Here is a 21,383-nt window from a genome sequence, read left to right on the forward strand (position 1 = left end):
CTCCGGCGCCTATCCCGCCGTCCCGCCAAAGGGCCACCGCGCCGCCAGCGCCGCCGCGACCTGCCGGTCCTCGGGCTCTTCCGCGCGGCCCAGGGCCCAGGGCCGGAACCGCATGCGGAAGGCCTCCCGCACCGCTTCGGGGTCATCCACCGGGTAGCCGAAACGCGCCAGGCTCTCCATCAGCGGGGTCCCGGCATCCGCCGCCGCCAGATCCTCCGGCCAGACCGAAAGCCCCTGCCGCGCCAGCCGGCGCCAGTCGAACTTCGGCCCCGGGTCGGCCTTGCGGCCCGGCGCCATGTCCGAATGGCCGATGACCCCCTCGGGCGCGATGCCCCAGCGGGCAAGCAATTGGGAAAGCAGGGATTCCAGCCGCGCCATCTGCGGTTCGGCAAAGGGGTTGGGTGCCGGGTTGGCCAGCTCGATCCCGATGGAGCGGCTGTTGACGTCCCCCGCGCCGCACCACTGGCCCACCCCGGCATGCCAGGCGCGGTCCTCTTCCCGCGCCAGCTGCCACAGGCGGCCATCCTCGGCGATCACGTAGTGGCAGGAGACGGGAAAAGCGGCCTCGCCATCGCAAAGCCGCTCCAGCGCCGCCTCGGCGCTTTCCATACCGGTGTGGTGGATCACGATCAGTTCGGGCCGCAGTTCATCCCGCCGGGCCCCGACATTGGGGGAGGGGCGCCACAGCGCCCCCTCCACCTCGGGCGTCTTATTCAGAGCTGCCAAGGGCCGCCTTGCGGAACGGGGTCGGGTCCCAGGTACAGGCAAAGCCGTCGCCATCGGGGTCCAGCCCCATCCGGTCACGCTCCGGTCCGCCCTTCGACAGGAAGTCCGCCTGCGCCAGGTCCGGCGAGGGATACTTCGCACAGTTCTTCACGTAGCGGTTCTCGGCGTTCAGGCCCATCCGGCTGTAAAGCGGCGTGCCGACCGATTGCGTCGCCTGCAGGGCGTAGGCCGCCAGGTTCGGGCCGGTCTCGGTCCGCGCAGGCAGGGCCTCGGGCTGCACCTGTTCGTAGCGCTGGCGATTTTCCGCAATGAATTCCTTATCTTCCTCGATCGAGCGCTGCTCGCCCACGGCGTCAAAGTTGTTCTCTTCGGAAATGCCCAGGGCATTGACCGCCTCGGGCGGCGGGTTCGTCGGGCTGGCCTGAAGCGGCGCCTCGCCGGAGTTGGCGGCGGCCAGCGCGGCCTGGGTATCGGCAGCGAGAGAGGCTGCGGAATCCCCTTCGGAGGTCCCGGCCGCGGTGGTTTCAGCCCCGCCCGGCATCGTCGAAATGGCCGAAAGCGGCTCGGAACTGACGGCGGAAGGCGCCGCCAGCGTGCCCGTGCCGGACCCCGTACCGGAGGCCCCCGCGATCAGCTCCGCCTCGCGACGTTGCTGATAGGTCTTGTAGTCGCCAAAGCCCACGCCGGCGGCACTGTCCGGCACGGCCGGCGAACAGGAAGCGAGGCCCAGCAAGGCCACGGCAAGCATCATCTCGCGCATCGGAAACTCTCTGTTTTGCCCGATCAGCCCCATCTTGTCCCGGGTCGGCGCGCGCCGCAAGACGCGCCCTGCCCCCGGAAGCCTGTGAAGGAGGCCCTTTTGAACGCGGGTGTTACCACCATTTCGCAGGCTTGGAAACAAAGCCCGCCGCCTGCTCCAGCGCATAGGCGGTGTTCAGCAGATCCGCTTCTTCCCAAGGCTTGCCGATCAGCTGCAGCCCCAGCGGAAGCCCTTGTTTATCAAGCCCGGCCGGCACCGAGACCCCCGGCAGACCAGCCAGGTTGACCGTCACGGTGAAGACATCGTTCAAATACATTTGAACGGGGTCCGCGCTGGCCATTTCGCCCAGTCCGAAGGCAGCGGAGGGGGTCGCGGGCGTCAGGATCGCATCGACCCCGGCGGCAAAGGCCTCCTCGAAGTCGCGCTTGATCAGGGTCCGGACCCGGCGGGCGCGGTTGTAATAGGCATCGTAGAAGCCAGCCGACAGCACGTAGGTGCCGACCATGACGCGGCGCTGCACCTCGGATCCGAAGCCTTCGGCGCGGGTCTTCTCGTACATCTCGGTGATGCCGTCGCCTGCGGCCAGCTTGGCACGGTGGCCATAGCGCACGCCGTCATAGCGCGCCAGGTTGGACGAGGCCTCGGCCGGTGCGATCACGTAGTAGGCCGGCAGGGCGTACTTGGTGTGCGGCAGGCTGATGTCGACGATCTTGGCGCCGGCATCCGCCAGCATCTCCTTGCCGCGGGTCCACAGCTGGTCGATCTCCTCGGGGATGCCCTCCAGCCGGTATTCCTTCGGGATACCAATGGTCTTGCCCCGGATATCGCCGGTCAGCGCGGCCTCGAAATCCGGCACCGGGAAATCGACGGAGGTCGAATCCTTCGCATCGTGCGAGCACATGGACTGCAGCATGATCGCGCTGTCGCGCACGTCCTTGGTCATCGGCCCGGCCTGGTCCAGCGAGCTGGCAAAGGCCACGATCCCCCAGCGGGAGCAGCGCCCGTAGGTCGGCTTGATGCCCGTGATGCCGGTGAAGGCCGCGGGCTGCCGGATCGACCCGCCCGTGTCGGTGCCGGTGGCGCCAAGGCACAGGTCGGCGGCCACGGCCGAGGCGGAGCCGCCGGACGACCCGCCAGGCGTCAGCGCGGTTTCATCGTTGCCGCGCCGCCAGGGGTTCACCGCATTGCCGTAGGCCGAGGTCTCGTTGGAAGAGCCCATGGCGAATTCGTCCATGTTGAGCTTGCCCAGCATGACCGCGCCATCGGTGAAGAGATTGTTAGTAACCGTCGATTCATACTCGGGCTTGAAACCGGCAAGAATGTTCGACGCAGCCTGGCTCGGAACGCCCTTGGTGCAGAACAGGTCCTTGATGCCCAGCGGGATGCCGCAAAGCGCAGGGGCCTCACCACCCTTGATCCGCGTATCGGCGGCCTGGGCCTGCTCCATCGCGATCTCGGGGGTCTTGTGCACGAAGGCGTTCAGGGCGCCCGCGCCCTCGATGGCGCCCAGGCAGGCCTCGGTCAGCTCGACGGAGGTCACCTCGCCCGCCTTCAGCGCGTCGCGGGCGGCAGCAATGGTAAGTTTGTTCAGCTCGGTCATGTCGTCTCGCCTCTCCGTCGGGCGTTTGTCTCGGGTCTTATTCGACCACCTTGGGCACGGCGAAGAAGCCTTCGCGGGCGTCGGGGGCATTGGCCAGGATCTTGTCCTGCTGGTCGCCCTCGGTCACCACGTCCTCGCGCCGCTTCAGCCGCATCGGCGTGACGGAGGTCATGGGCTCCACGCCCTCCACGTCGACCTCGTTCAGCTGTTCGATGAAGCCGAGGATGTTGTTGAACTCCTCCGCCAGCGCGGGGAGGGCATCCTCTTCCACCTTGATACGGGCCAGTTTCGCGACCTTGGCCGCGGTTTCCTTGTCGATCGACATCGGCTGCCTCTTAACTCTGGATTGCCGACGGGTTTAGCGTCCGCGCGCCTTGCCCGCAAGCATCTGCGGGCCGCTTTCCCGGGCAACCGCGTGACGGCGCCAGACCTCGATCATCCAGGCCAGCATCACGGCGTTCAGCAGGTGCCACATCGTATGAGTGCCCAGCCCGCCCGTGGCCGCGCACAGCGGCATGTCCAGCGACCGGAAGGTCAGCGAAATCAGCAGCAACGCGGCCCCGATGCCCAGCCCCCGCGCGGTGGCAGGGGCCCTGCGCCGCAGGATCACCGCGTAGACCGCGATCAGCAGCGGCACCGGCATGTAGCCCGCGCTCGCGCCATAAAGCGGCAGCTTCGCGAAAAGCGGCGCGGTCAGCGCGGCAAAGGGCAGGAACCCCACCGTCACCAGCCCTGCCTGCCAGCCGGGCCGGTGCAGGAAATCCCGCGTTGCGGCAAAGATGTAGGCCAGGATGAACAGCAGGATCGGCAACGTGTCCGCCAGCCCGGACCAGCGGTTGGCCAGGGTATGAAAGAGCCCCGACCCCACCCCGATCACGAAGAGGAGAGCCGCCAGCACGCGCCCCGTCACCCGCCCCTTCACCCGCGGCCAGACCCAGAGCGCGGCAGCGATAAAGGCAAGGTTTGTCAGTGCGTTGAGAGGTTCTGCCCAAAGCCCGGGCCCCAGCCTCTCGCAATATCCGTCGACGCTTTCTGTCCAGTCCAAGGGGGGTTTCCTTCGCCGCTTGTCACGCTAGGCTCTGCCCGGACGGCCGGGCGATTGCAGGCTCGGCCCTAATTCCTGGAGGTTCAAGATGAAACTGATCTGGCTCGGCCACGGGGCCTACCGCATCGAAATCGCCGACAAGGTCCTGCTGATGGATCCCTGGGTCGATACCAACCCGGTCTTCCCCAAGGACCGCCGCGAAGAGGCGCTGAAGGGCGCCACCCATATCTTCATCACCCACGGCCATGAAGACCACACCGCGGACCTGCCCACCATCGGCAAGGAAACCGACCTGGAGGTCTACGGCATCGTCGAACTGGCGGCCTATTTCGAGGCCAAGCACGGCCTGAAGACCGTCGGCCTGAACATGGGCGGCACCATCGACCTGGGCAACGTCAAGGTCACCATGGTCCGCGCCCTGCACTCCTCCTCGGTCAATGACCCCGAGCTCGGCAAGGTCTACCTCGGCACCGAGGCAGGCTACATCATCGAGGGCGAAGGGCACACGATCTACTACTCCGGCGACACCGCGATCAACGCCGACATGGAAGTCATCGGGGATTACTACAAGCCCGACATCGGCATCCTTTGCGCCGGTGGCCATTTCACCATGGACATGAAGGGCGCGGCCTACGCGTCGAAGAAGTACTTCGATTTCAAGACCGTGGTGCCCATGCACTACCGCACCTTCCCGCTGCTCGAACAGAACGCGGACGTGCTGAAGGCCGGTCTGCCGGGCGTCGACGTGATCGAGCCCGAAATCCTCGACCCGATCGAGATCTGAAAATGAAGCGGGGGGCCCTGCCCCCCGTTCCACCTGGCGGGCCGTTTCAGACGTCCCAGCCTTCCTCGTCGCGCACGGGGCCGATGGCCATCCATCGCAACCGGGCCCGGGCCACGCGGGAATCACCCCAGGTCTTGAAGATGGCATCGAAACCGTCCGTCCCGATGTTCTCCGTCACGACATCGCCGCGCAGGTTGGTGCCGTTGTCCATGTCCCACATGGACAGAGAGACATGCACCGAAGGTGCGGCAAGATAGGGTTCGGAGAAGGTCACGCGACGGCGGCGTTCGCGCGGGCCGCGCCCCGTCCACATCTCTCCGCCATCCTGGAAATCGGAGAACAGGACGATCTCTCCCTCGTCCACCCCGATGCTGTGGGTCGTCAATTTCTTCATGTATTCGGTCTTTCCTCGGAACCACTATCCTGACGCTTTCGGGCAGAAATTGGGATCGGGCAGGGAAAAAACACGGCCCTGCGTGCCTGCCTCGCCACATCTGTTTCCTTTCCCCCGTAAAGACACGGGGTTGAGAAAGGGTTTGGACGCAGTGATCGCGGAAAGTTCAACGAAAAAGGCCCCGGCACTGCCGGGGCCCTTTATGAACTCTGTGCGGGGCACCCTTGGGCGCCTCCGGATCATTCCACGTAGTTGGCGTGGTTCGGATCCAGGCCGATGTGGGTGCCCATGGCAACCATGTCGGCCAGCAGCTTGGCACCGCGGGCGACAGCATTGTCGTCGGTCGCGTCTTTCCAGGCCTTGTGAGCTTCCTGGACCCAGTCGTTCAGGACGTCCTGGGTCATTTCCTTGCTGTGCAGCGCACGTTCGGCCAGGACGCTGACGCCCTCGGCCGAGATCTCGGCGAAACCGCCGGAGACGACGTAGTCGTCCTCCCCGTCCGGTCCCTTCAGGTGCAGGACACCCGGGCGCAGGGTGGTGATCATCGGCGCATGCCCGGGCATGGCCGTCAGATCCCCTTCCTCACCCGGAATCTGCACCTCGCTCACCGGGCCGGAGACAAGGCTCCGTTCCGGTGAGACAAGGGAGAAGTCCATCGTGTTTGCCATCAGATCAGCCCCTTACGCGGCTTCTGCTGCGAGTTTTTCGGCCTTGGCGATCACTTCGTCGATGCCGCCAACCATGTAGAAGGCCGCTTCGGGAAGGTGGTCGTATTCGCCGGCGACAACCGCCTTGAACGACTTGACCGTGTCTTCCAGCTGCACCTGCACACCATCGGAGCCGGTGAAGACCTTCGCAACGTCGAACGGCTGGGACAGGAAGCGCTGGATCTTCCGGGCGCGGGCCACGGTCAGCTTGTCCTCTTCCGACAGTTCGTCCATCCCGAGGATCGCGATGATGTCCTGCAGCGACTTGTAGCGCTGAAGGATACCCTGCACGTCACGGGCCACGTTGTAGTGCTCTTCGCCCAGGATCAGCGGATCCATCAGGCGCGAGGTGGAGTCGAGCGGGTCAACGGCCGGGTAGATACCCAGTTCCGAGATCGCACGGTTCAGAACGGTCGTCGCATCGAGGTGCGCGAAGGTCGTTGCCGGTGCGGGGTCGGTAAGGTCGTCCGCGGGAACGTAGACGGCCTGGATCGAGGTGATCGAACCGTTCTTGGTGGAGGTGATCCGTTCCTGCATCGCGCCCATGTCGGTCGCCAGCGTCGGCTGGTAACCCACGGCGGAGGGGATGCGGCCCAGCAGTGCGGACATTTCCGAACCGGCCTGGGTGAAGCGGAAGATGTTGTCCACGAAGAACAGAACGTCGGTCCCGGTCGCGTCGCGGAACTGCTCGGCCATGGTCAGGCCGGTCAGGGCGATACGGGCACGGGCACCCGGCGGCTCGTTCATCTGGCCGTAGCACAGGGCGATCTTCGATTCCGGCAGGTTGTCGGGGTTCAGAACGCCGGATTCGATCATCTCGTGGTAGAGGTCGTTCCCTTCACGGGTCCGCTCACCCACGCCGGCGAACACGGACAGACCCGAGTGCACCTTTGCGATGTTGTTGATCAGTTCCTGGATCAGAACGGTCTTGCCGACGCCGGCGCCGCCGAACAGGCCGATCTTGCCGCCCTTGGCGTAGGGGGCCAGCAGGTCGATGACCTTGATGCCGGTCACGAGGATTTCCGCCTCGGTCGCCTGCTCGGAGAAGTCCGGAGCGGCGGCGTGGATCGGGCGGTACTCGTCCGCTTCAACCGGGCCCTTCTCGTCGACGGGCTCGCCCACGACGTTCATGATCCGGCCCAGGGTGGCGGTGCCCACGGGCACCGAGATCGGTGCGCCGGTGTCTTCCACGGCCTGGCCACGGACGAGACCTTCGGTCGCGTCCATCGCGATGGTGCGGACGGTGTTCTCGCCCAGGTGCTGCGCAACTTCCAGAACCAGCTTGTTGCCGTTGTTGTCAGTGTTCAGCGCGTTGAGGATGGCCGGCAGGCCGTCTTCGAACTGCACGTCCACGACGGCGCCGATGACCTGGGTCACTTTGCCTTTCATTGCCATGTCGTTGTCTCCGGTTCCGTTAGAGCGCCTCGGCGCCCGAAATGATTTCGATCAGCTCGTTGGTGATGACCGCCTGACGGGTACGGTTGTACTCGATGGACAGCTTGTCGATCATCTCGCCAGCGTTGCGGGTCGCGTTGTCCATGGCGGACATCCGGGCACCCTGCTCCGAGGCAGCGTTTTCCAGCAGGGCCGCGAAGATCTGCGTTGCCACGCCACGCGGCAGCAGGTCTTCGAGGATCTCGGCCTCGCCGGGCTCGTAGTCGTAGTCGATGGCAGGCGCTTCGGTTTCCTCGAACTCGGCGGGGATAACCTGCTGTGCCGTCGGCTTTTGCGACACCACGTTCTCGAACTTGCCGTAGAAGATCGTCGCCACGTCGAACTCCCCTTCCTCGAAGGAGGAAAGCAATTTCGCCGCGATGGCCTGGGCATCGACGTAGCCCACGTTCTTCACGCCGGACAGGTCCACGTGATCGACGAAGAGGTCACCGTAAGTACGCTTGAGCTGCTCGCGGCCCTTCTTGCCGACGGTGAGGATCTTCACCGTCTTGCCTTCGGACTTGAGCTTCTCGATCTGCGTACGGGCCAGCTTCACGATGTTGGTGTTGAAACCGCCGCAGAGGCCGCGTTCCGCGGTCATGACGACCAGCAGATGCACGTCTTCCTTGCCGGTGCCTTTCAGCAGGAGCGGCGCGGTATCGGACCCGCCCACCGAGGATGCAAGCTGGGCGAGCACCGCGTTGAAACGATCCGCGTAGGGACGGGACGCTTCGGCGGCCTCCTGCGCGCGGCGAAGTTTCGCCGCGGCAACCATCTGCATGGCCTTGGTGATCTTGCGGGTCGACTTGACCGACGCGATCCTGTTCTTGAGGTCCTTCAGAGAAGGCATGTCGTACCTCCCTTACCTCAGGCGTAGTCTTTGACGAATTCGTCCAGAACTGCCTTCAGCTTGTCCGCGGGCTCACCCTTGATCTTGGGATCGTCCTTGGTGATCCACTCCAGGATGTCTGCCTTCTTGCTGCGCAGGAAGGACAGAAGTTCCGCTTCGAACTTGCCGACCTCGGAAACCGGAACGTTGTCCAGGTAGCCGTTGGTGCCGGCGAAGATGACGCAGACGATTTCCGCGTTGGTCAGCGGCTTGTACTGCGGCTGCTTCATCAGCTCGGTCAGGCGGGCACCGCGGTTCAGCAGACGCTGGGTTGCGGCATCCAGGTCGGAGCCGAACTGGGCGAAGGCCGCCATCTCGCGGTACTGGGCCAGCGACAGCTTGACCGGGCCTGCCACGGAGGACATCGCCTTGGTTTGCGCCGAAGAGCCAACGCGCGAAACCGACAGACCGGTGTTCACGGCGGGGCGGATGCCCTGGTAGAACAGTTCGGTTTCCAGGAAGATCTGGCCGTCGGTGATCGAGATCACGTTGGTCGGGATGAAGGCCGACACGTCGCCGCCCTGGGTTTCGATGATCGGCAGGGCCGTCAGCGAACCGGAGCCGAAGTCTTCGTTCAGCTTGGCCGAACGTTCCAGCAGGCGGGAGTGAAGGTAGAAAACGTCGCCCGGGTAGGCTTCACGCCCCGGCGGACGGCGCAGCAGCAGGGACATCTGGCGGTAGGCCACGGCCTGCTTGGAAAGGTCATCGTAGATGATCAGGGCGTGCTTGCCGTTGTCACGGAAGTACTCGGCCATCGCGGTTGCGGTGTAGGGGGCCAGGTACTGCATCGGCGCCGGGTCGGACGCGGTTGCGGCAACGACGATCGAGTATTCGATCGCGCCGGTTTCTTCCAGCTTCTTCACCAGCTGCGCCACGGTGGAGCGCTTCTGACCAACGGCCACGTAGACGCAGTAGAGCTTCTTGCTCTCATCGTCGCCGGCGGCTGCGTTGTAGGAGGCCTGGTTCAGGATCGCGTCCAGTGCCACGGCGGTCTTGCCGGTCTGACGGTCGCCGATGATCAGTTCCCGCTGGCCACGGCCGATCGGGATCATGGCGTCCACGGACTTCAGGCCGGTGGCCATCGGCTCGTGAACCGACTTACGGGGAATGATGCCCGGTGCCTTGACGTCGGCCACGCGACGCTCGGACCCTTCGATCGGGCCCTTGCCGTCCAGCGGGTTGCCCAGGCCATCGACGACGCGGCCCAGCAGGCCTGCGCCCGCGGGAACGTCCACGATGGAGTTGGTGCGCTTGACGGTGTCACCTTCCTTGATGTCCTGGTCGGTCCCGAAGATCACGACACCGACGTTGTCCTTTTCAAGGTTCAGCGCCATGCCCATGATGCCGCCCGGGAACTCGACCATCTCGCCGGCCTGGACATTGTCGAGGCCGTAGACACGGGCGATACCGTCACCGACGGAGAGCACCCGGCCGACTTCGGCCACCTTGGCCTCCTGGCCAAAGTTCTGAATCTGCTCCTTGAGGATCGCAGAAATTTCAGCTGCTTGGACTCCCATTTATCCGACCTCTTTCATGACATTCTGGAGAGAGTTGAGTTTCGAGCGGATCGAGGTGTCGACCATCTTCGACCCAACTTTAACGACGAGACCGCCGATGAGGCTTTCATCGACGGCAGTATTCAGGACCACCTGCTTGCCGATCGACTCGGCCAGCGTGGCGGCAATCTTCTCCTGCTGCTCGGCAGAGAGCGGAGCGGCGGAGGTAACCTCGGCCGTCACTTCGCCCTTCTCCTCGGCAATCAGCTCCAGCATGCGCTGGCAGAACTGCGGCAGGGTGAAGAGGCGACGCTTCTGGGCCATCAGACCCAGGGCGTTCTTCGTCACGGGTTTCAGGGCAAGCGCGTCGGCAATGGCCAGGATCGCTTTCTCCTGTTCCTCGCGCGAGTAGATCGGCGAAGCGATCATCGCGCTCAGCTCGTCGCTGGCTTCGATGGCCGCGGCAAGATCCGTGATGTTGGTTTCAAGCTCTTTCAGCTTTCCGTTTTCGCGAGCGATATCGAAGACGGCCTGAGCATAGCGGGATGCGATGCCATAGGAGATCGAAGCTGGTTCGGACACGTCCACCCTTCCGATTTTCGGCCCCGCTCCCACCGATTGGCCGGTGCGGGGGGTTTGCAGCCCTAGCATAGCAGAGCATCAAAATCGGTGGGGGTGTAGCAGAGCCCTCTGCACCCATCAACCCGCTTGAATCCGTTATCGCAAACCGCAACCGCCTTGTTTTTCAGTGCCTTCGCAGCATCCGGACCGATTTGAAGGCACCCCCTGCGACAACCCGTGCAACAAAGCACAAGTATTTGTTCACCTTTTTGGGATTCGCATCTGCAGCGAGCCTATGCATAGTCAACGATTCGGCTTCGAGTCGCTCGCGGATATGTTTTTGCCAGGCGGCTCCAGATTCCCGGTGCGCCCGCCAAAACCACTCCCGGACCCGCCATACGTGGCCGCGAGGCACCACTTCCTGCAAAACAAGGCGCAAAGGGCCCGAGAACGGAGTGTTTCCGCCCCGGTTGGACCCTGTCTGGGGAAGAATGTCACGGCGGTCCGGCCCTTCCGGACGAATTGTCACACCATTCAACCGGCACAAGAGGCAACGAATGGAACTTCTGGCTCTTTTCCTGCTCCCGCTTCTTGCCGGGGCCTTGCTCTGGGACAGCTCCGACGCGGAGCAACTGGATGACGAGGAGGATGACGACGACCTGTTGCCCGACAGTGGCGATGACCTGCTCTCGCCCGGGGGGGCCGGGACGGACGACGAGGATACCGCAGAGGGCGAGGACGCTCAGGTTTACTACGGCACCGCCGAGGCGGACAGTTTCGCGATCTCCGGCGATGACAGCTACCACGCGGGGGCCGGTGACGACGACGGGACCGCGACCGGATCCTCCTTCGCGGCGCTGGAAAGCGGCGACGACACGATCACGACATACGACGAGGCGGTGGCACGGGGCGGCAGCGGGGATGACGTGCTGCATGCCGGTGGCTGGCAGGGCCTGGGCGACGAGAGCGGGGAAAGCGTCGTCTACGGCGGGCCCGGCGCCGATACGCTCTTTGCCGGCGGCAGGGCCCAGGCCTACGGCGGGCTGGGGGAAGATGCCCTGACGGGGATCGGCGAAAGCTCCCTCTACGGCGGCTACGGCGAGGACGATCTGAGCGGCTCCGAAAGTGCCCGGCTTTTCGGGGGCGCGGGGGCGGACAGCGGCACGGCCACCGGCAATGCAGTGCTTTCTGGTGGATCGGGAGATGACTCGCTTGCCGGGTTCGAGGAGACCGAAGTCTACGGCGATGCGGGCGACGATACGCTGCACGGCGGCTACTCCCAGACCACGGGCGCCGCGGACGACGAACCGGGCGGCACCGCAACGCTCTACGGCGGGTCGGGCAGCGACTGGATCTCCGCGACCGATTCCGTCGTGGGCGAGGGCGGCACAGGGGCGGACACGCTCATCGCGGAGGACGCCTCCACGGTCTACGGGAACTCCGGTGAGGACCTGCTCACCGCCTATGACACCGCAACCGCCTATGGTGGCAGCGGAGACGACAGCCTGCAGGCCTACGACCAGGCAACCCTACGCGGGGGCGACGGCATGGACACGCTCGCCGGTGGCAGCTCTACCGACTTCGGCTTCGCCTCCGATGCGGACGGGGGCGAGGCCGTGCTCTACGGCGGCAACGACGCGGACTACATCTATGCCAATGACAGCGTCACCGCCTACGGGGGCATCGGAGACGATTCTCTGGTGGGCGAAGACAATGCGACCCTCGATGGCGCCTATGGCTCCGACGCCCTGATCGGCTACGACGCGACCGAACTCTTCGGCGGCGCGCAGTCCGACCTCCTGGCCGCCTACGATTCGGCCACCGCCTACGGCGGGGAAGGCGACGACTGGTTGCAGGTGACCGACAGCGCCGAAGGCTACGGCGGGTCGGGCGACGACACGCTGTTCGTCTTCGACGATGCGCTGGCCTATGGCGGGGACGGAGCGGATGTCTTTGCCGTCAGTTCCGTTTCCCTGGTCGATCCGGATGCGATCGAAGCCGGCAGCAACGAGGAAACCTTCCAGGAGCTCGGCTTCATCGAGGATTTCGACGACGAGGAAGACACCCTGCAGATCGCCGACACTGCCGACGACGGGTCCACCGTGTCCGGCATTTCCGTGGTTTCGTCGTCGACTGACGGTTACGTCGATGTGGAGATCACCCTGCAGAACACCAGCGGAGAGGACTTCGTGAAGACGATCAGTGTCGCCGGCGACAGCAGCACGATCAGCCTCGACGACATCTACCTAGTTTCCAGCGACGGCACCCTGACGCAGGCCTCGACCGTCTACGGGACGGGATCGGCCTAAAGCCCGCGCGCGCGCGCAGTTTCCGGCGTGGGGGCGGCCAGGCCTTCCAGGACCCGCAGGCCGGACCCGGACCGGACACGTTCGCCCGGACCGGAAGACGCCTGCACCCGCTTCGTTGCCTCCACCATCAGGACGCCACCGGACAGCACGTAGGACACGCGCCCCCCCATACGTTCCCAGAAGCCGGCCGTCTTGCGCCAGAAGCGACGCGACGAGGGCGGCTGGTACAGCGCATGCTGATGCCGCTCCGGCAGGAAGGCATGACGTTTCAACTGCGCCTCAAGCTGGCCCTGGCTGTAGGGACGGCCGTAACCGAAGGGCGTCCTGTCGGAGCGAGACCACAGCCCGGACCGGTGCGGCACGATGAACATCGCCTTGCCCCCCGGCCCCAGCACGCGGAAGCATTCTTCCAGCACCTCGCTGGGGTGTTCGGAGGTTTCCAGCCCGTGCATGACCACCAGCTTGTCCACCAGACCAGTGTCGATCGGCCAGAAGGTTTCCTCGCACAGGACGGAGACATTGGGCATGGCGGCGGGCCAGGACATGACCCCCTGGGGCGCGGGCATCAACGCGATGACGCGTCTCGCATCGGCCAGATAAGGACGCAACAGCGGGGCTGCAAAACCGAAGCCAAGCACCGTTTGCCCCTTAGCCTCGGGCCAAAAGTCCAGCATTCTCGTACGGATATTGGCCTGCGCCGCGCGACCCAGGGTCGAACGGTAGTAGAAGTTCCGCAGATCCTGCACGTCCAGGTGCATTGCAAGCGTTCCCGCGATCGGTTTCACTTTGGACAATAGCAAGTGTGAAGGAAATGACCATGGCCCTCGCCCTCGTCACCATCCCCTGTCTGTCCGACAACTACGCCTACCTGTTGCATGACGACAATTCGGGCGAAACCGCCGTGATCGATGTGCCCGAAGCCGCGCCGATCCTGAAAGCCCTGGCTGAACGCGGATGGACCGCCTCACAGGTCTGGCTTACCCACCACCACCCCGATCACGTGCAGGGCCTGGATGAGCTACTGGCAGAACACCCCAAGGCGCAGGTCTACGGCGCCGATGCGGATGCGCACCGCCTGCCCCGCCTCGATGTCGCGCTGAAGGAAGGGGATCACCTGACCCTGGGTGGCGAAAAGGGCAACGTGCTGGATGTCTCCGGCCACACTGTCGGCCACCTGGCATTCCATTTCCCCGAAAGCGACCTGGCCTTCACGGCGGACAGCCTGATGGCCCTCGGCTGCGGCAGGGTTTTCGAAGGGACCTTCGACCAGATGTATTCCAGCCTGCAGAAGCTCGCGGCGCTGCCGCCCCGCACCGTGATCTGCTCAGGCCACGAATATACCCTGGCCAACGGGAAATTCGCCCTGTCGATTGAACCGGAAAATCCCGACCTTATATCAAGGGTCGCAGCTGTCGAAGCCGCCCGGGCCGAGGGGCGCCCCACCGTTCCCTCGCGACTCTCCGAAGAACTGGCAACCAACCCCTTCCTGCGCGCCGACCGGGACTCGGTCGCGCAATCCGTCGGCCTCCCCGGAGCTGCTCCGGCAGAGGTCTTTGCCGAGATCCGGCGTCGCAAGGACGCCTTCTGAATGACCGTTTCGTGACACTTCGCGCCACCCGGGCCGCGAAATGTGAACAGCCGGTCGAAGAAAAGCCTTGAAGAACCGTCGGGATCGACCAAACTTTAAGACTAAGAGGCCATGGTTGGAACTGGGGCCCGTCCCCGCTCCGACACAGATCGAAAAGGAGCACCACAGTGCCTTCATTCTCGACCACCCTGGAACAGGCGATCCACGCGGCCCTGGCTCTGGCCAATGCCCGACGCCATGAATTCGCGACGCTCGAACACCTCCTGCTCGCCCTCATCGACGAGCCGGATGCCGCCCGGGTGATGAAGGCCTGCTCCGTCGACATGTCGGAACTTCACCAGACCCTCGTCGAATTCATCGACGAAGAGCTGGCGAACCTCGTCACCGACGTCGACGGATCCGAAGCGGTCCCGACCGCTGCCTTCCAACGCGTCATCCAGCGCGCGGCGATCCACGTCCAGTCCTCGGGCCGGACCGAAGTGACCGGGGCGAACGTCCTGGTCGCCATATTTGCCGAGCGCGAATCGAATGCGGCCTATTTCCTGCAAGAGCAGGACATGACCCGCTACGACGCGGTCAACTTCATCGCCCATGGTGTTGCCAAGGATCCCGCCTACGGCGAGAGCCGCCCGGTCACCGGCGCGGAGGAAGAGCAGAAGCGCGCCTCCAGCCAGAACACCGCGCAGCCCGAAGGGGACGGCAAGGAATCCGCCCTCGACAAGTACTGCGTGAACCTGAACGCCAAGGCGCGTGAAGGCGACGTGGACCCCCTGATCGGCCGCGGCCACGAGGTGGAGCGCTGCATCCAGGTGCTTTGCCGCCGGCGCAAGAACAACCCGCTGCTCGTGGGCGACCCCGGCGTCGGCAAGACGGCCATCGCCGAAGGCCTGGCGCGCAAGATCATCCAGGGCGAAACGCCCGAGGTGCTGGCGAACACCGTCATCTTCTCGCTCGACATGGGCGCGCTGCTGGCCGGCACCCGCTACCGCGGCGATTTCGAAGAGCGTCTGAAATCGGTCGTGACCGAACTGGAAGCGCATCCCGACGCCGTGCTCTTCATCGACGAAATCCACACCGTGATCGGTGCGGGCGCCACCTCCGGCGGCGCCATGGATGCCTCCAACCTGCTGAAGCCTGCGCTTCAGGGCGGCAAGCTGCGCTGCATGGGCTCCACCACCTACAAGGAGTTCCGCCAGCACTTCGAAAAGGACCGCGCGCTGAGCCGCCGGTTCCAGAAGATCGACGTGAACGAGCCTTCGGTCGAAGATGCAGTCAAGATCCTCAAGGGCCTCAAGCCCTACTTCGAGGAACACCACGGCATCAAGTACACCAATGATGCGGTCCGCACGGCGGTCGAACTGTCTGCGCGCTACATCAACGACCGCAAGCTGCCCGACAAGGCCATCGACGTGATCGATGAGGCTGGTGCCGCGCAGCATCTGGTGGCCGAATCGAAGCGTCGCAAGACCATCGGCGTGAAGGAGATCGAGGCCGTCGTCGCCAAGATCGCCCGCATCCCGCCGAAGAACGTTACCAAGGACGATGCAGAGGTTCTGAAGGATCTCGAAGGGTCGCTCAAACGCGTGGTCTTCGGTCAGGACAATGCCATCGAGGCGCTCTCCTCCGCCATCAAGCTGGCCCGTGCGGGCCTGCGCGAACCGGAAAAGCCCATCGGCAACTACCTCTTCGCCGGGCCGACCGGTGTCGGCAAGACCGAGGTCGCCAAGCAACTGGCGGATACCCTCGGCGTGGAACTGCTTCGCTTCGACATGTCCGAGTACATGGAGAAACACGCGGTCTCCCGCCTGATCGGCGCGCCTCCGGGCTATGTCGGCTTCGACCAGGGCGGCCTGCTGACCGACGGCGTCGACCAGCATCCGCATTGCGTGCTGCTCCTTGACGAGATCGAGAAGGCGCACCCGGATGTCTACAACATCCTGCTGCAGGTGATGGACCATGGCCAGCTGACCGACCACAACGGCCGGACGGTGAACTTCCGCAACGTGATCCTGATCATGACCTCCAACGCGGGGGCTGCGGAACAGGCCAAGTCGGCCATCGGCTTCGGTCGCGACCGCCGCGAGGGCGAGGATACCGCCGCCATCGAGCGGACCTTCACGCCGGAATTCCGCAACCGTCTGGACGCCGTGATCAGCTTCCAGCCCCTGCCCAAGGAAACCATCCTGCAGGTGGTGGAGAAATTCGTGCTGCAGCTGGAAGCCCAGCTCATGGATCGCGGTGTGACCATCGAACTGACCAAGCCCGCTGCCGAATGGCTGGCGGACAAGGGCTACGACGACAAGATGGGCGCCCGCCCGCTGGGTCGCGTCATCCAGGAGCACATCAAGAAGCCCCTGGCGGAAGAGCTGCTCTTCGGCAAGCTGTCCAAGGGTGGCGTCGTGAAGGTCGCGCTGAAGGGCGATGCGCTTGATCTGCAGATCAAGGGGCCGGACAAGCTTCGCCTGTCCGGGAACAAGCCCCCGCTGCTGACTGCGGACTGATCCGCGATCACGGTCTGGAACCTCTGAAAGGGCGGGGATTTTCCCCGCCCTTTGACTTTGCCCGACATAGCGATCGACGCGTGCCCCGGGCATCAGGCGCGCGCCTCGCTTGTCGCGAGGTCCCCCGTTCCGCTACACCGGACATGCCCGCGGGCCGACGCCCCCCAGACCGGATCAGGACCAGATGACCGAAGCCGCCGCCATCGCCGCAAGTGACGCCCCCGCAACGCGGGAAAGCCTGTCACAAGACCTGCGGCGCGTCCTCCGCCCGGGAGAATTGCTGATCCTGCACAGCTCGCTGTCTGCCCTGGGCTGGATTTCCGGCGGCGCGGTGACACTGATCGAAGCGGTCCTGGATGTGCTTGGCCCCGCCGGAACACTGATGATGCCGGCGCAGAGCTCCCAGCTCACCGATCCCGCGGGATGGGCGCATCCGCCGGTGCCCCGGGACTGGATCGCGCCGATCCGGGACAGCCTGCCCGCCTTTTCCACCGCGACCACGCCGACGCGCGGCCTGGGCCAGGTCGCAGAGCTGTTCCGCACCTGGCCCGGCACCCTGCGCAGTGACCACCCCCATGTCTCTTTCTGCGCCAGGGGTCCCCTGGCGCAGGACCTCCTGGCGCAACACGCCCTCGAAGATCCCTTTGGCGCCGCGTCCCCGCTTGCCCGCGCCCTGTCGCTCCGGGCGCGCGTCCTGCTCGCAGGCGTCGGATTCGATTGTTGCACGCTGCTCCATCACGCGGATCGCCTCTGCTTTCCCGATGCCCCGACCGAAGCACAGGGGGCGCCTCTCCTTGTTGACGGGGTCCGCCGCTGGGTGCCTTTCAATGAACCTGAACTGATCGACGACAGCCATTTCCCGGCCATAGGCGCCGCGATGCAGGCTGCCGGAACCGCAGAACAGCTGCCCCTTGGGGCAGGCACGGGCACCCTCTTCTCTGCGTGCGATGCCGTCGCCATGGCCCGCATCACCTGGCGCGACGGCAGGCCCGGGGCACCTGCGGCATGATCCGGCTCCTGCTGGCGGTCCTCCTCTCGACATATGCCGCACAGGCTGGCGCGCAGACCCTGCCGCAGCTTTCCCTGCCGCTCGACTGCACCCCGGGGCGGGACTGCTTCATCCAGAACTACGTCGATGACGATCCGGGCCCCGGTGCCCGTGATTTCGCCTGCGGTGCCCTGACCTACGATGGACACAAGGGCACCGATTTCGCCCTGCCCTCGATTGCCGCGATGCAGGATGGGGTTGATGTCCTGGCAGCCGCCGACGGCGTCGTAACCGGGGTCCGGGATGGCATGACAGACCGCATCTGGACCCCGGCAGAGGCCGAAAGGATCGCCGGGCGGGACTGCGGAAATGGCGTCGCCCTGGATCACGGCGAGGGCTGGAAGACGCAATACTGCCACATGCGCCAGGGCTCCGTCCGGGTGACGCAGGGCCAGGTGGTCCAGGCGGGCACGCCGCTGGGTCAGGTCGGCCTGTCAGGCAAGAGCCAGTTTCCCCACCTGCATATCTCCCTGAGCCATAATGAAGAAACCGTGGACCCGTTCGCTCCGGACGGCAGCGGATCCGCTTGCGATGGCGACACGCGAACCTCGCTCTGGCAGCCGCCTTTGCCCTATGTCGCCGGGGGCTTCATCTCCGCAGGTTTCGCAGATGCCCTGCCCGATTACGACACGATCAAGCAGGGGCAGGCCACCGCGAAGGCACTGCCCGCCGACAGTTCGGCGCTTGTCTTCTGGGCCCATGCCTTCGGGCTGCGCACGGGCGACAGGATGGAACTGGCGATCACCGGACCGACGGGCGCCTTCATCCGGCAAGAGGTCGAGATGGAGAAGACACAGGCGCGGGCCTTCCGTGCGGCGGGCAAACGGCTGCGCACCGCGCTGGCGCCCGGGCTCTACTCCGGGCGGGCAACGCTGCTACGGAATGGCGTGGCAATCGCCCGCACAAGCACGACCGTGATGATCACCGCCCCCTAGGCTACGCGCCCGGATCGCCCGGCGGGCTTCAGCGTTCGGTCAGCTTCAGCTCGATCCGCCGGTTGGCAGCCAGGGCCTCCGGGCTGTCGCCATCGTCAATCGGCTGGAATTCCCCGAACCCGTTCGCCGACAGGTGATTGGGCGGGATTCCCAGTTCGATCATGTAGCGGACGACGGACAGGGCGCGCGCCTGGCTCAGCTCCCAGTTATCCTTGAATTCGCCATCGCCCCGCAGCGGGATCTTGTCCGTGTGACCGTCAACACGAATGATCCAGTCGATACCGCTGGGGATCTCGGCTGCGACCTCCTTCAGGATCCCTGCGATGTCCGCGATCTGGGCGCGCCCTTCGTCGGAAAGCTCCGCCTTCGCCGGGGCGAAAAGAACCTCGGAAGAGAAAACGAAGCGGTCGCCGACAATACGCACGCCATCCCGGCCCGCCAGGATCTGACGCATCCGGCCAAAGAAGTCGGAGCGATACTGCGACAGTTCGTTCTTCTCCTCCTCCAGCCGCTTTGCCTCGGCCTCCAGGCGGCGTGCCTCTTCTTCCGCCCGCTGGCGTTCCTTGCGCTCCAGCGCGGCGGCCCGTGCCAGCGCCGCGTTCAGGTCGTGGCCAAGGCTCTGGATCTGCACCTGGCTGGCACTTTCCCGTGCCTTGTAGTCATCCAGGAGGCCCTGCAGGGAGGCAAGCTGACTGCGCAGTTCCGCGACCTGCTGGTTCAACAGCGCGGCACGGCGCTGGCTCTCGGCCGATTTCGCCTCTTCCTGCTCAAGCGTCTTGTTGGCCTGCGCCAGCAGCGCCTGGCGCTGCTCGGCTTCGGTCATCTGGTCTTCGGCATCCTGCTCCGCCTTCAGCTTCGCGGCCAGGGCTGCAGCCAGTTGCCGGCGCAGTTCCTCGCGATCGACCTGCGCGGTCTCGGCGGTTTCCTTGGCGGCCAGGGCTTCGGCCAGGCGGCGTTGCAGGCTTTCCAGCGCCTCCCCATGGCGCGTTTCCGCATCGGCCATTTCACCCTGGGTGCGCGTCAGTGTCTCTTCCAGCGCGCGCAATTTCTCCTGCAGCTCACCGATGGTCGCCTGGCGCTGCTGCGCGGTATCGCGCAGCTCTGCAACACTGGCTTCCAGCGCGGCCTTGTCGGCCTGCAGCGCGGCGGCCTGGTCGGTGGTGTCCAGCGCCCCATCCAGACGGTCCTGCAATCCGGCCTTTTCCTGCTCCGCCCGTGCCAGCGCCGCCTCCAGGGCAACGATGCGCAGCCGGACCGCCTCCAGTTCGTCCACCTGGCCAGAGGCCTCCTGCTGCGCTGCATCAAGCTTCGCCGTCAACTCTGCCTCCCGCGAGGCGGCATCGGCTTGCAGCTGGTCGATCTGGGCCTGCATTTCCTCCCGCGCGGTCCGGGTTGCGGCAGCGGCGCGATCTGCCGCCGCTTTCGCATCATCTGCTTGCTGCTGGGCCGTTTCCAGCTGGCTTCGCAGGCTTGCCACATCGCTGCGTGCCGCATCCCGCTCCCCCTCGGTTCCGGAAAGCGCCTTTTCAAGAACGCCCAGCCGGGCATTCAGCTCCGCCAGCTTCGCCTCGCGATCCTCGACATCGGCCAGGGCATTGGCCAGCGCCGCTTCCAGCCGGGACAGCTGGCCAAAGCTGGCCTGGCGCCCGGCCTCTGCCTCTGCCAGCCGGTCCTTCGTGCGCTGCAACTCGTCAGAGGTCTGGCCCACCTGCGCCTCTGCCTCTTCCCGTGCGAGGACGGCCGCCAACAGCTGATCGTCCAGATCGTCTTTCGCCGCTTCCGCCGCCGCCAGAAGGGTCAGCGTATCCTCTGCCTTCTTGCGCTGTTCTTCCAGCGCCAGCGTCATCGCCGTCAATTCGTCCTGAGAATCCTTCAGCTTCTCCCGCAGGGCCTGCGCCGCGGCGGCCTCGGCCAGCTTCGCGGCCTCTTCATCCGACAGCTGCGCCTGCAGGTCCGTCACCTGGGCAGACAGGGCGCCACTCTGGCTCTCCGCATCGGCCTTTTCCGACTTCAGGTTCTCGATCAGCGCCTCCAGCGCCTCGCGCCGGGCCGCGGCCAACCGCGCCTGCTCGGCCTGGTCGTCGATCTCCGACCGGGCCTGCGCCAGCGCAAGTTGCAGCGCCTCCTGCTCCCCGATCAGCCGCTGCTGTTCCGCCTGAAGGTCCGATATCTGGCCCTGCGCCTGCTCCTGCTGCGCCAGAAGGCCCGCCACCTGGGCTTCGAACTCGGTGATCCGCCCCTGTGCCGCGTCCAGATCCGACTGCGCGGTATCGCGTTGCTGGGTGAGCGAGGCGATCAGGGCCGCCTGTTCATCCAGGCGCTGCTGCCGGTCGTCCAGCGTCGCGTTTAGGGAACCGACCTCATCCGTCAGTTTCGCCGTCCGGTCCCGTTCAAGGCCCAGGGCCTGGCTCAGCGCCGCAAGGTCCGCAGTCAGGTCGTCCAGCTCGTTTTCCTGGCCGGTGATGGTCTCCTGCAGGGTGAACTGCACGATCATGAAGATCGTCAGCACGAACATCAGTACCATCAGCAGCCCGGTCATCGCATCGACGAAACCGGGCCAGATATTGGCCTGCAGCCGCGCGCCGGATCTGCGGGACAGCGCCATG

The 21,383-nt window shown here is 65.3% G+C and carries 19 protein-coding genes; 6 read left to right on the forward strand and 13 right to left on the reverse strand.

Going from position 1 to position 21,383, the window contains the following annotated elements; translation table 11 throughout:
- Positions 1-9: 9 nt before the first annotated feature.
- The 5 genes from AC2IR1_RS19490 to AC2IR1_RS19510 all read right to left on the reverse strand — a co-directional run bounded on the left by AC2IR1_RS19490 (position 10) and on the right by AC2IR1_RS19510 (position 4,131).
- On the reverse strand, positions 10-726 hold the full coding sequence (locus tag AC2IR1_RS19490; protein ID WP_486473639.1) for an N-acetylmuramoyl-L-alanine amidase: 717 nt from the start codon (positions 724-726) through the stop codon (positions 10-12).
- Positions 710-1,486 carry a hypothetical protein gene (locus AC2IR1_RS19495; RefSeq protein WP_486473640.1) on the reverse strand — a complete coding sequence of 259 codons (777 nt, stop codon included), beginning with the start codon at positions 1,484-1,486 and terminating at the stop codon, positions 710-712. Before AC2IR1_RS19495 ends, AC2IR1_RS19490 begins: the two co-directional genes overlap by 17 nt.
- A 112-nt stretch (positions 1,487-1,598) precedes the next feature.
- Complete coding sequence (gene gatA / locus AC2IR1_RS19500; RefSeq protein WP_486473641.1) at positions 1,599-3,086, reverse strand: Asp-tRNA(Asn)/Glu-tRNA(Gln) amidotransferase subunit GatA; 1,488 nt, start codon at positions 3,084-3,086, stop codon at positions 1,599-1,601.
- 37 nt (positions 3,087-3,123) lie between these two features.
- Complete coding sequence (gatC, locus tag AC2IR1_RS19505; RefSeq protein ID WP_486473642.1) at positions 3,124-3,411, reverse strand: Asp-tRNA(Asn)/Glu-tRNA(Gln) amidotransferase subunit GatC; 288 nt, start codon at positions 3,409-3,411, stop codon at positions 3,124-3,126.
- A 33-nt stretch (positions 3,412-3,444) separates the two neighbouring features.
- A complete protein-coding gene (locus tag AC2IR1_RS19510; protein ID WP_486473643.1) occupies positions 3,445-4,131 on the reverse strand; it encodes a ceramidase domain-containing protein in 687 nt (228 codons plus the stop codon).
- Between the two features lie 88 nt (positions 4,132-4,219).
- Here AC2IR1_RS19510 and AC2IR1_RS19515 point away from each other — a divergent pair, with 88 nt between their 5' ends.
- Positions 4,220-4,915 carry a metal-dependent hydrolase gene (locus AC2IR1_RS19515; protein ID WP_486473644.1) on the forward strand — a complete coding sequence of 232 codons (696 nt, stop codon included), beginning with the start codon at positions 4,220-4,222 and terminating at the stop codon, positions 4,913-4,915.
- Positions 4,916-4,961: 46 nt separating this feature from the next.
- On the opposite strand, the gene AC2IR1_RS19520 is transcribed toward AC2IR1_RS19515, so the two are convergent.
- The 6 genes from AC2IR1_RS19520 to AC2IR1_RS19545 form a co-directional block, all read right to left on the reverse strand.
- Positions 4,962-5,309 carry an H-type lectin domain-containing protein gene (locus tag AC2IR1_RS19520; RefSeq protein ID WP_486473645.1) on the reverse strand — a complete coding sequence of 116 codons (348 nt, stop codon included), beginning with the start codon at positions 5,307-5,309 and terminating at the stop codon, positions 4,962-4,964.
- A gap of 239 nt (positions 5,310-5,548) precedes the next feature.
- Positions 5,549-5,977, reverse strand: a complete 429-nt coding sequence (locus tag AC2IR1_RS19525; RefSeq protein WP_486473646.1) for a F0F1 ATP synthase subunit epsilon — start codon at positions 5,975-5,977, stop codon at positions 5,549-5,551.
- A 12-nt stretch (positions 5,978-5,989) separates the two neighbouring features.
- The gene (gene atpD / locus AC2IR1_RS19530) at positions 5,990-7,411 is read right to left on the reverse strand and encodes a F0F1 ATP synthase subunit beta (RefSeq protein ID WP_486473647.1); all 1,422 of its coding nucleotides are present in this window, start codon (positions 7,409-7,411) and stop codon (positions 5,990-5,992) included.
- A gap of 19 nt (positions 7,412-7,430) precedes the next feature.
- Positions 7,431-8,300, reverse strand: coding sequence for a F0F1 ATP synthase subunit gamma (locus AC2IR1_RS19535; protein WP_486473648.1), 870 nt, complete (start codon positions 8,298-8,300; stop codon positions 7,431-7,433).
- A gap of 17 nt (positions 8,301-8,317) precedes the next feature.
- Positions 8,318-9,856 (reverse strand): F0F1 ATP synthase subunit alpha, encoded by a 1,539-nt coding sequence (atpA, locus tag AC2IR1_RS19540; RefSeq protein ID WP_486473649.1) that lies wholly within the window; start codon positions 9,854-9,856, stop codon positions 8,318-8,320.
- Positions 9,857-10,417, reverse strand: coding sequence for a F0F1 ATP synthase subunit delta (locus tag AC2IR1_RS19545; RefSeq protein ID WP_486473650.1), 561 nt, complete (start codon positions 10,415-10,417; stop codon positions 9,857-9,859).
- A 536-nt stretch (positions 10,418-10,953) separates the two neighbouring features.
- Between AC2IR1_RS19545 and AC2IR1_RS19550 the strand changes: the two genes are divergently transcribed.
- A complete protein-coding gene (locus tag AC2IR1_RS19550; RefSeq protein ID WP_486473651.1) occupies positions 10,954-12,705 on the forward strand; it encodes a hypothetical protein in 1,752 nt (583 codons plus the stop codon).
- Here AC2IR1_RS19550 and AC2IR1_RS19555 read toward each other — a convergent pair.
- Positions 12,702-13,463, reverse strand: a complete 762-nt coding sequence (locus AC2IR1_RS19555) for a class I SAM-dependent methyltransferase (protein WP_486473652.1) — start codon at positions 13,461-13,463, stop codon at positions 12,702-12,704. The two genes, AC2IR1_RS19550 and AC2IR1_RS19555, sit on opposite strands and share 4 nt — an antisense overlap.
- Positions 13,464-13,522: 59 nt before the next feature.
- On the opposite strand from AC2IR1_RS19555, the gene gloB reads away from it, so the two are divergent.
- From gloB to AC2IR1_RS19575, 4 genes are all read left to right on the forward strand, one after another.
- On the forward strand, positions 13,523-14,293 hold the full coding sequence (gene gloB / locus AC2IR1_RS19560) for a hydroxyacylglutathione hydrolase (protein WP_486473653.1): 771 nt from the start codon (positions 13,523-13,525) through the stop codon (positions 14,291-14,293).
- 167 nt (positions 14,294-14,460) lie between these two features.
- On the forward strand, positions 14,461-16,794 hold the full coding sequence (gene clpA, locus AC2IR1_RS19565) for an ATP-dependent Clp protease ATP-binding subunit ClpA (protein ID WP_486473654.1): 2,334 nt from the start codon (positions 14,461-14,463) through the stop codon (positions 16,792-16,794).
- Positions 16,795-16,978: 184 nt separating this feature from the next.
- The gene (locus AC2IR1_RS19570; RefSeq protein WP_486473655.1) at positions 16,979-17,803 is read left to right on the forward strand and encodes an AAC(3) family N-acetyltransferase; all 825 of its coding nucleotides are present in this window, start codon (positions 16,979-16,981) and stop codon (positions 17,801-17,803) included.
- A complete protein-coding gene (locus AC2IR1_RS19575) occupies positions 17,800-18,777 on the forward strand; it encodes a M23 family metallopeptidase (RefSeq protein ID WP_486473656.1) in 978 nt (325 codons plus the stop codon). Before AC2IR1_RS19570 ends, AC2IR1_RS19575 begins: the two co-directional genes overlap by 4 nt.
- A gap of 28 nt (positions 18,778-18,805) precedes the next feature.
- Here AC2IR1_RS19575 and AC2IR1_RS19580 read toward each other — a convergent pair whose 3' ends face one another.
- Positions 18,806-21,382 (reverse strand): peptidoglycan -binding protein, encoded by a 2,577-nt coding sequence (locus tag AC2IR1_RS19580; RefSeq protein WP_486473657.1) that lies wholly within the window; start codon positions 21,380-21,382, stop codon positions 18,806-18,808.
- Between the last annotated feature and the right edge of the window lies 1 nt (position 21,383).

It is taken from the genome of Pseudooceanicola sp. NS-SX8 (assembly GCF_057380755.1).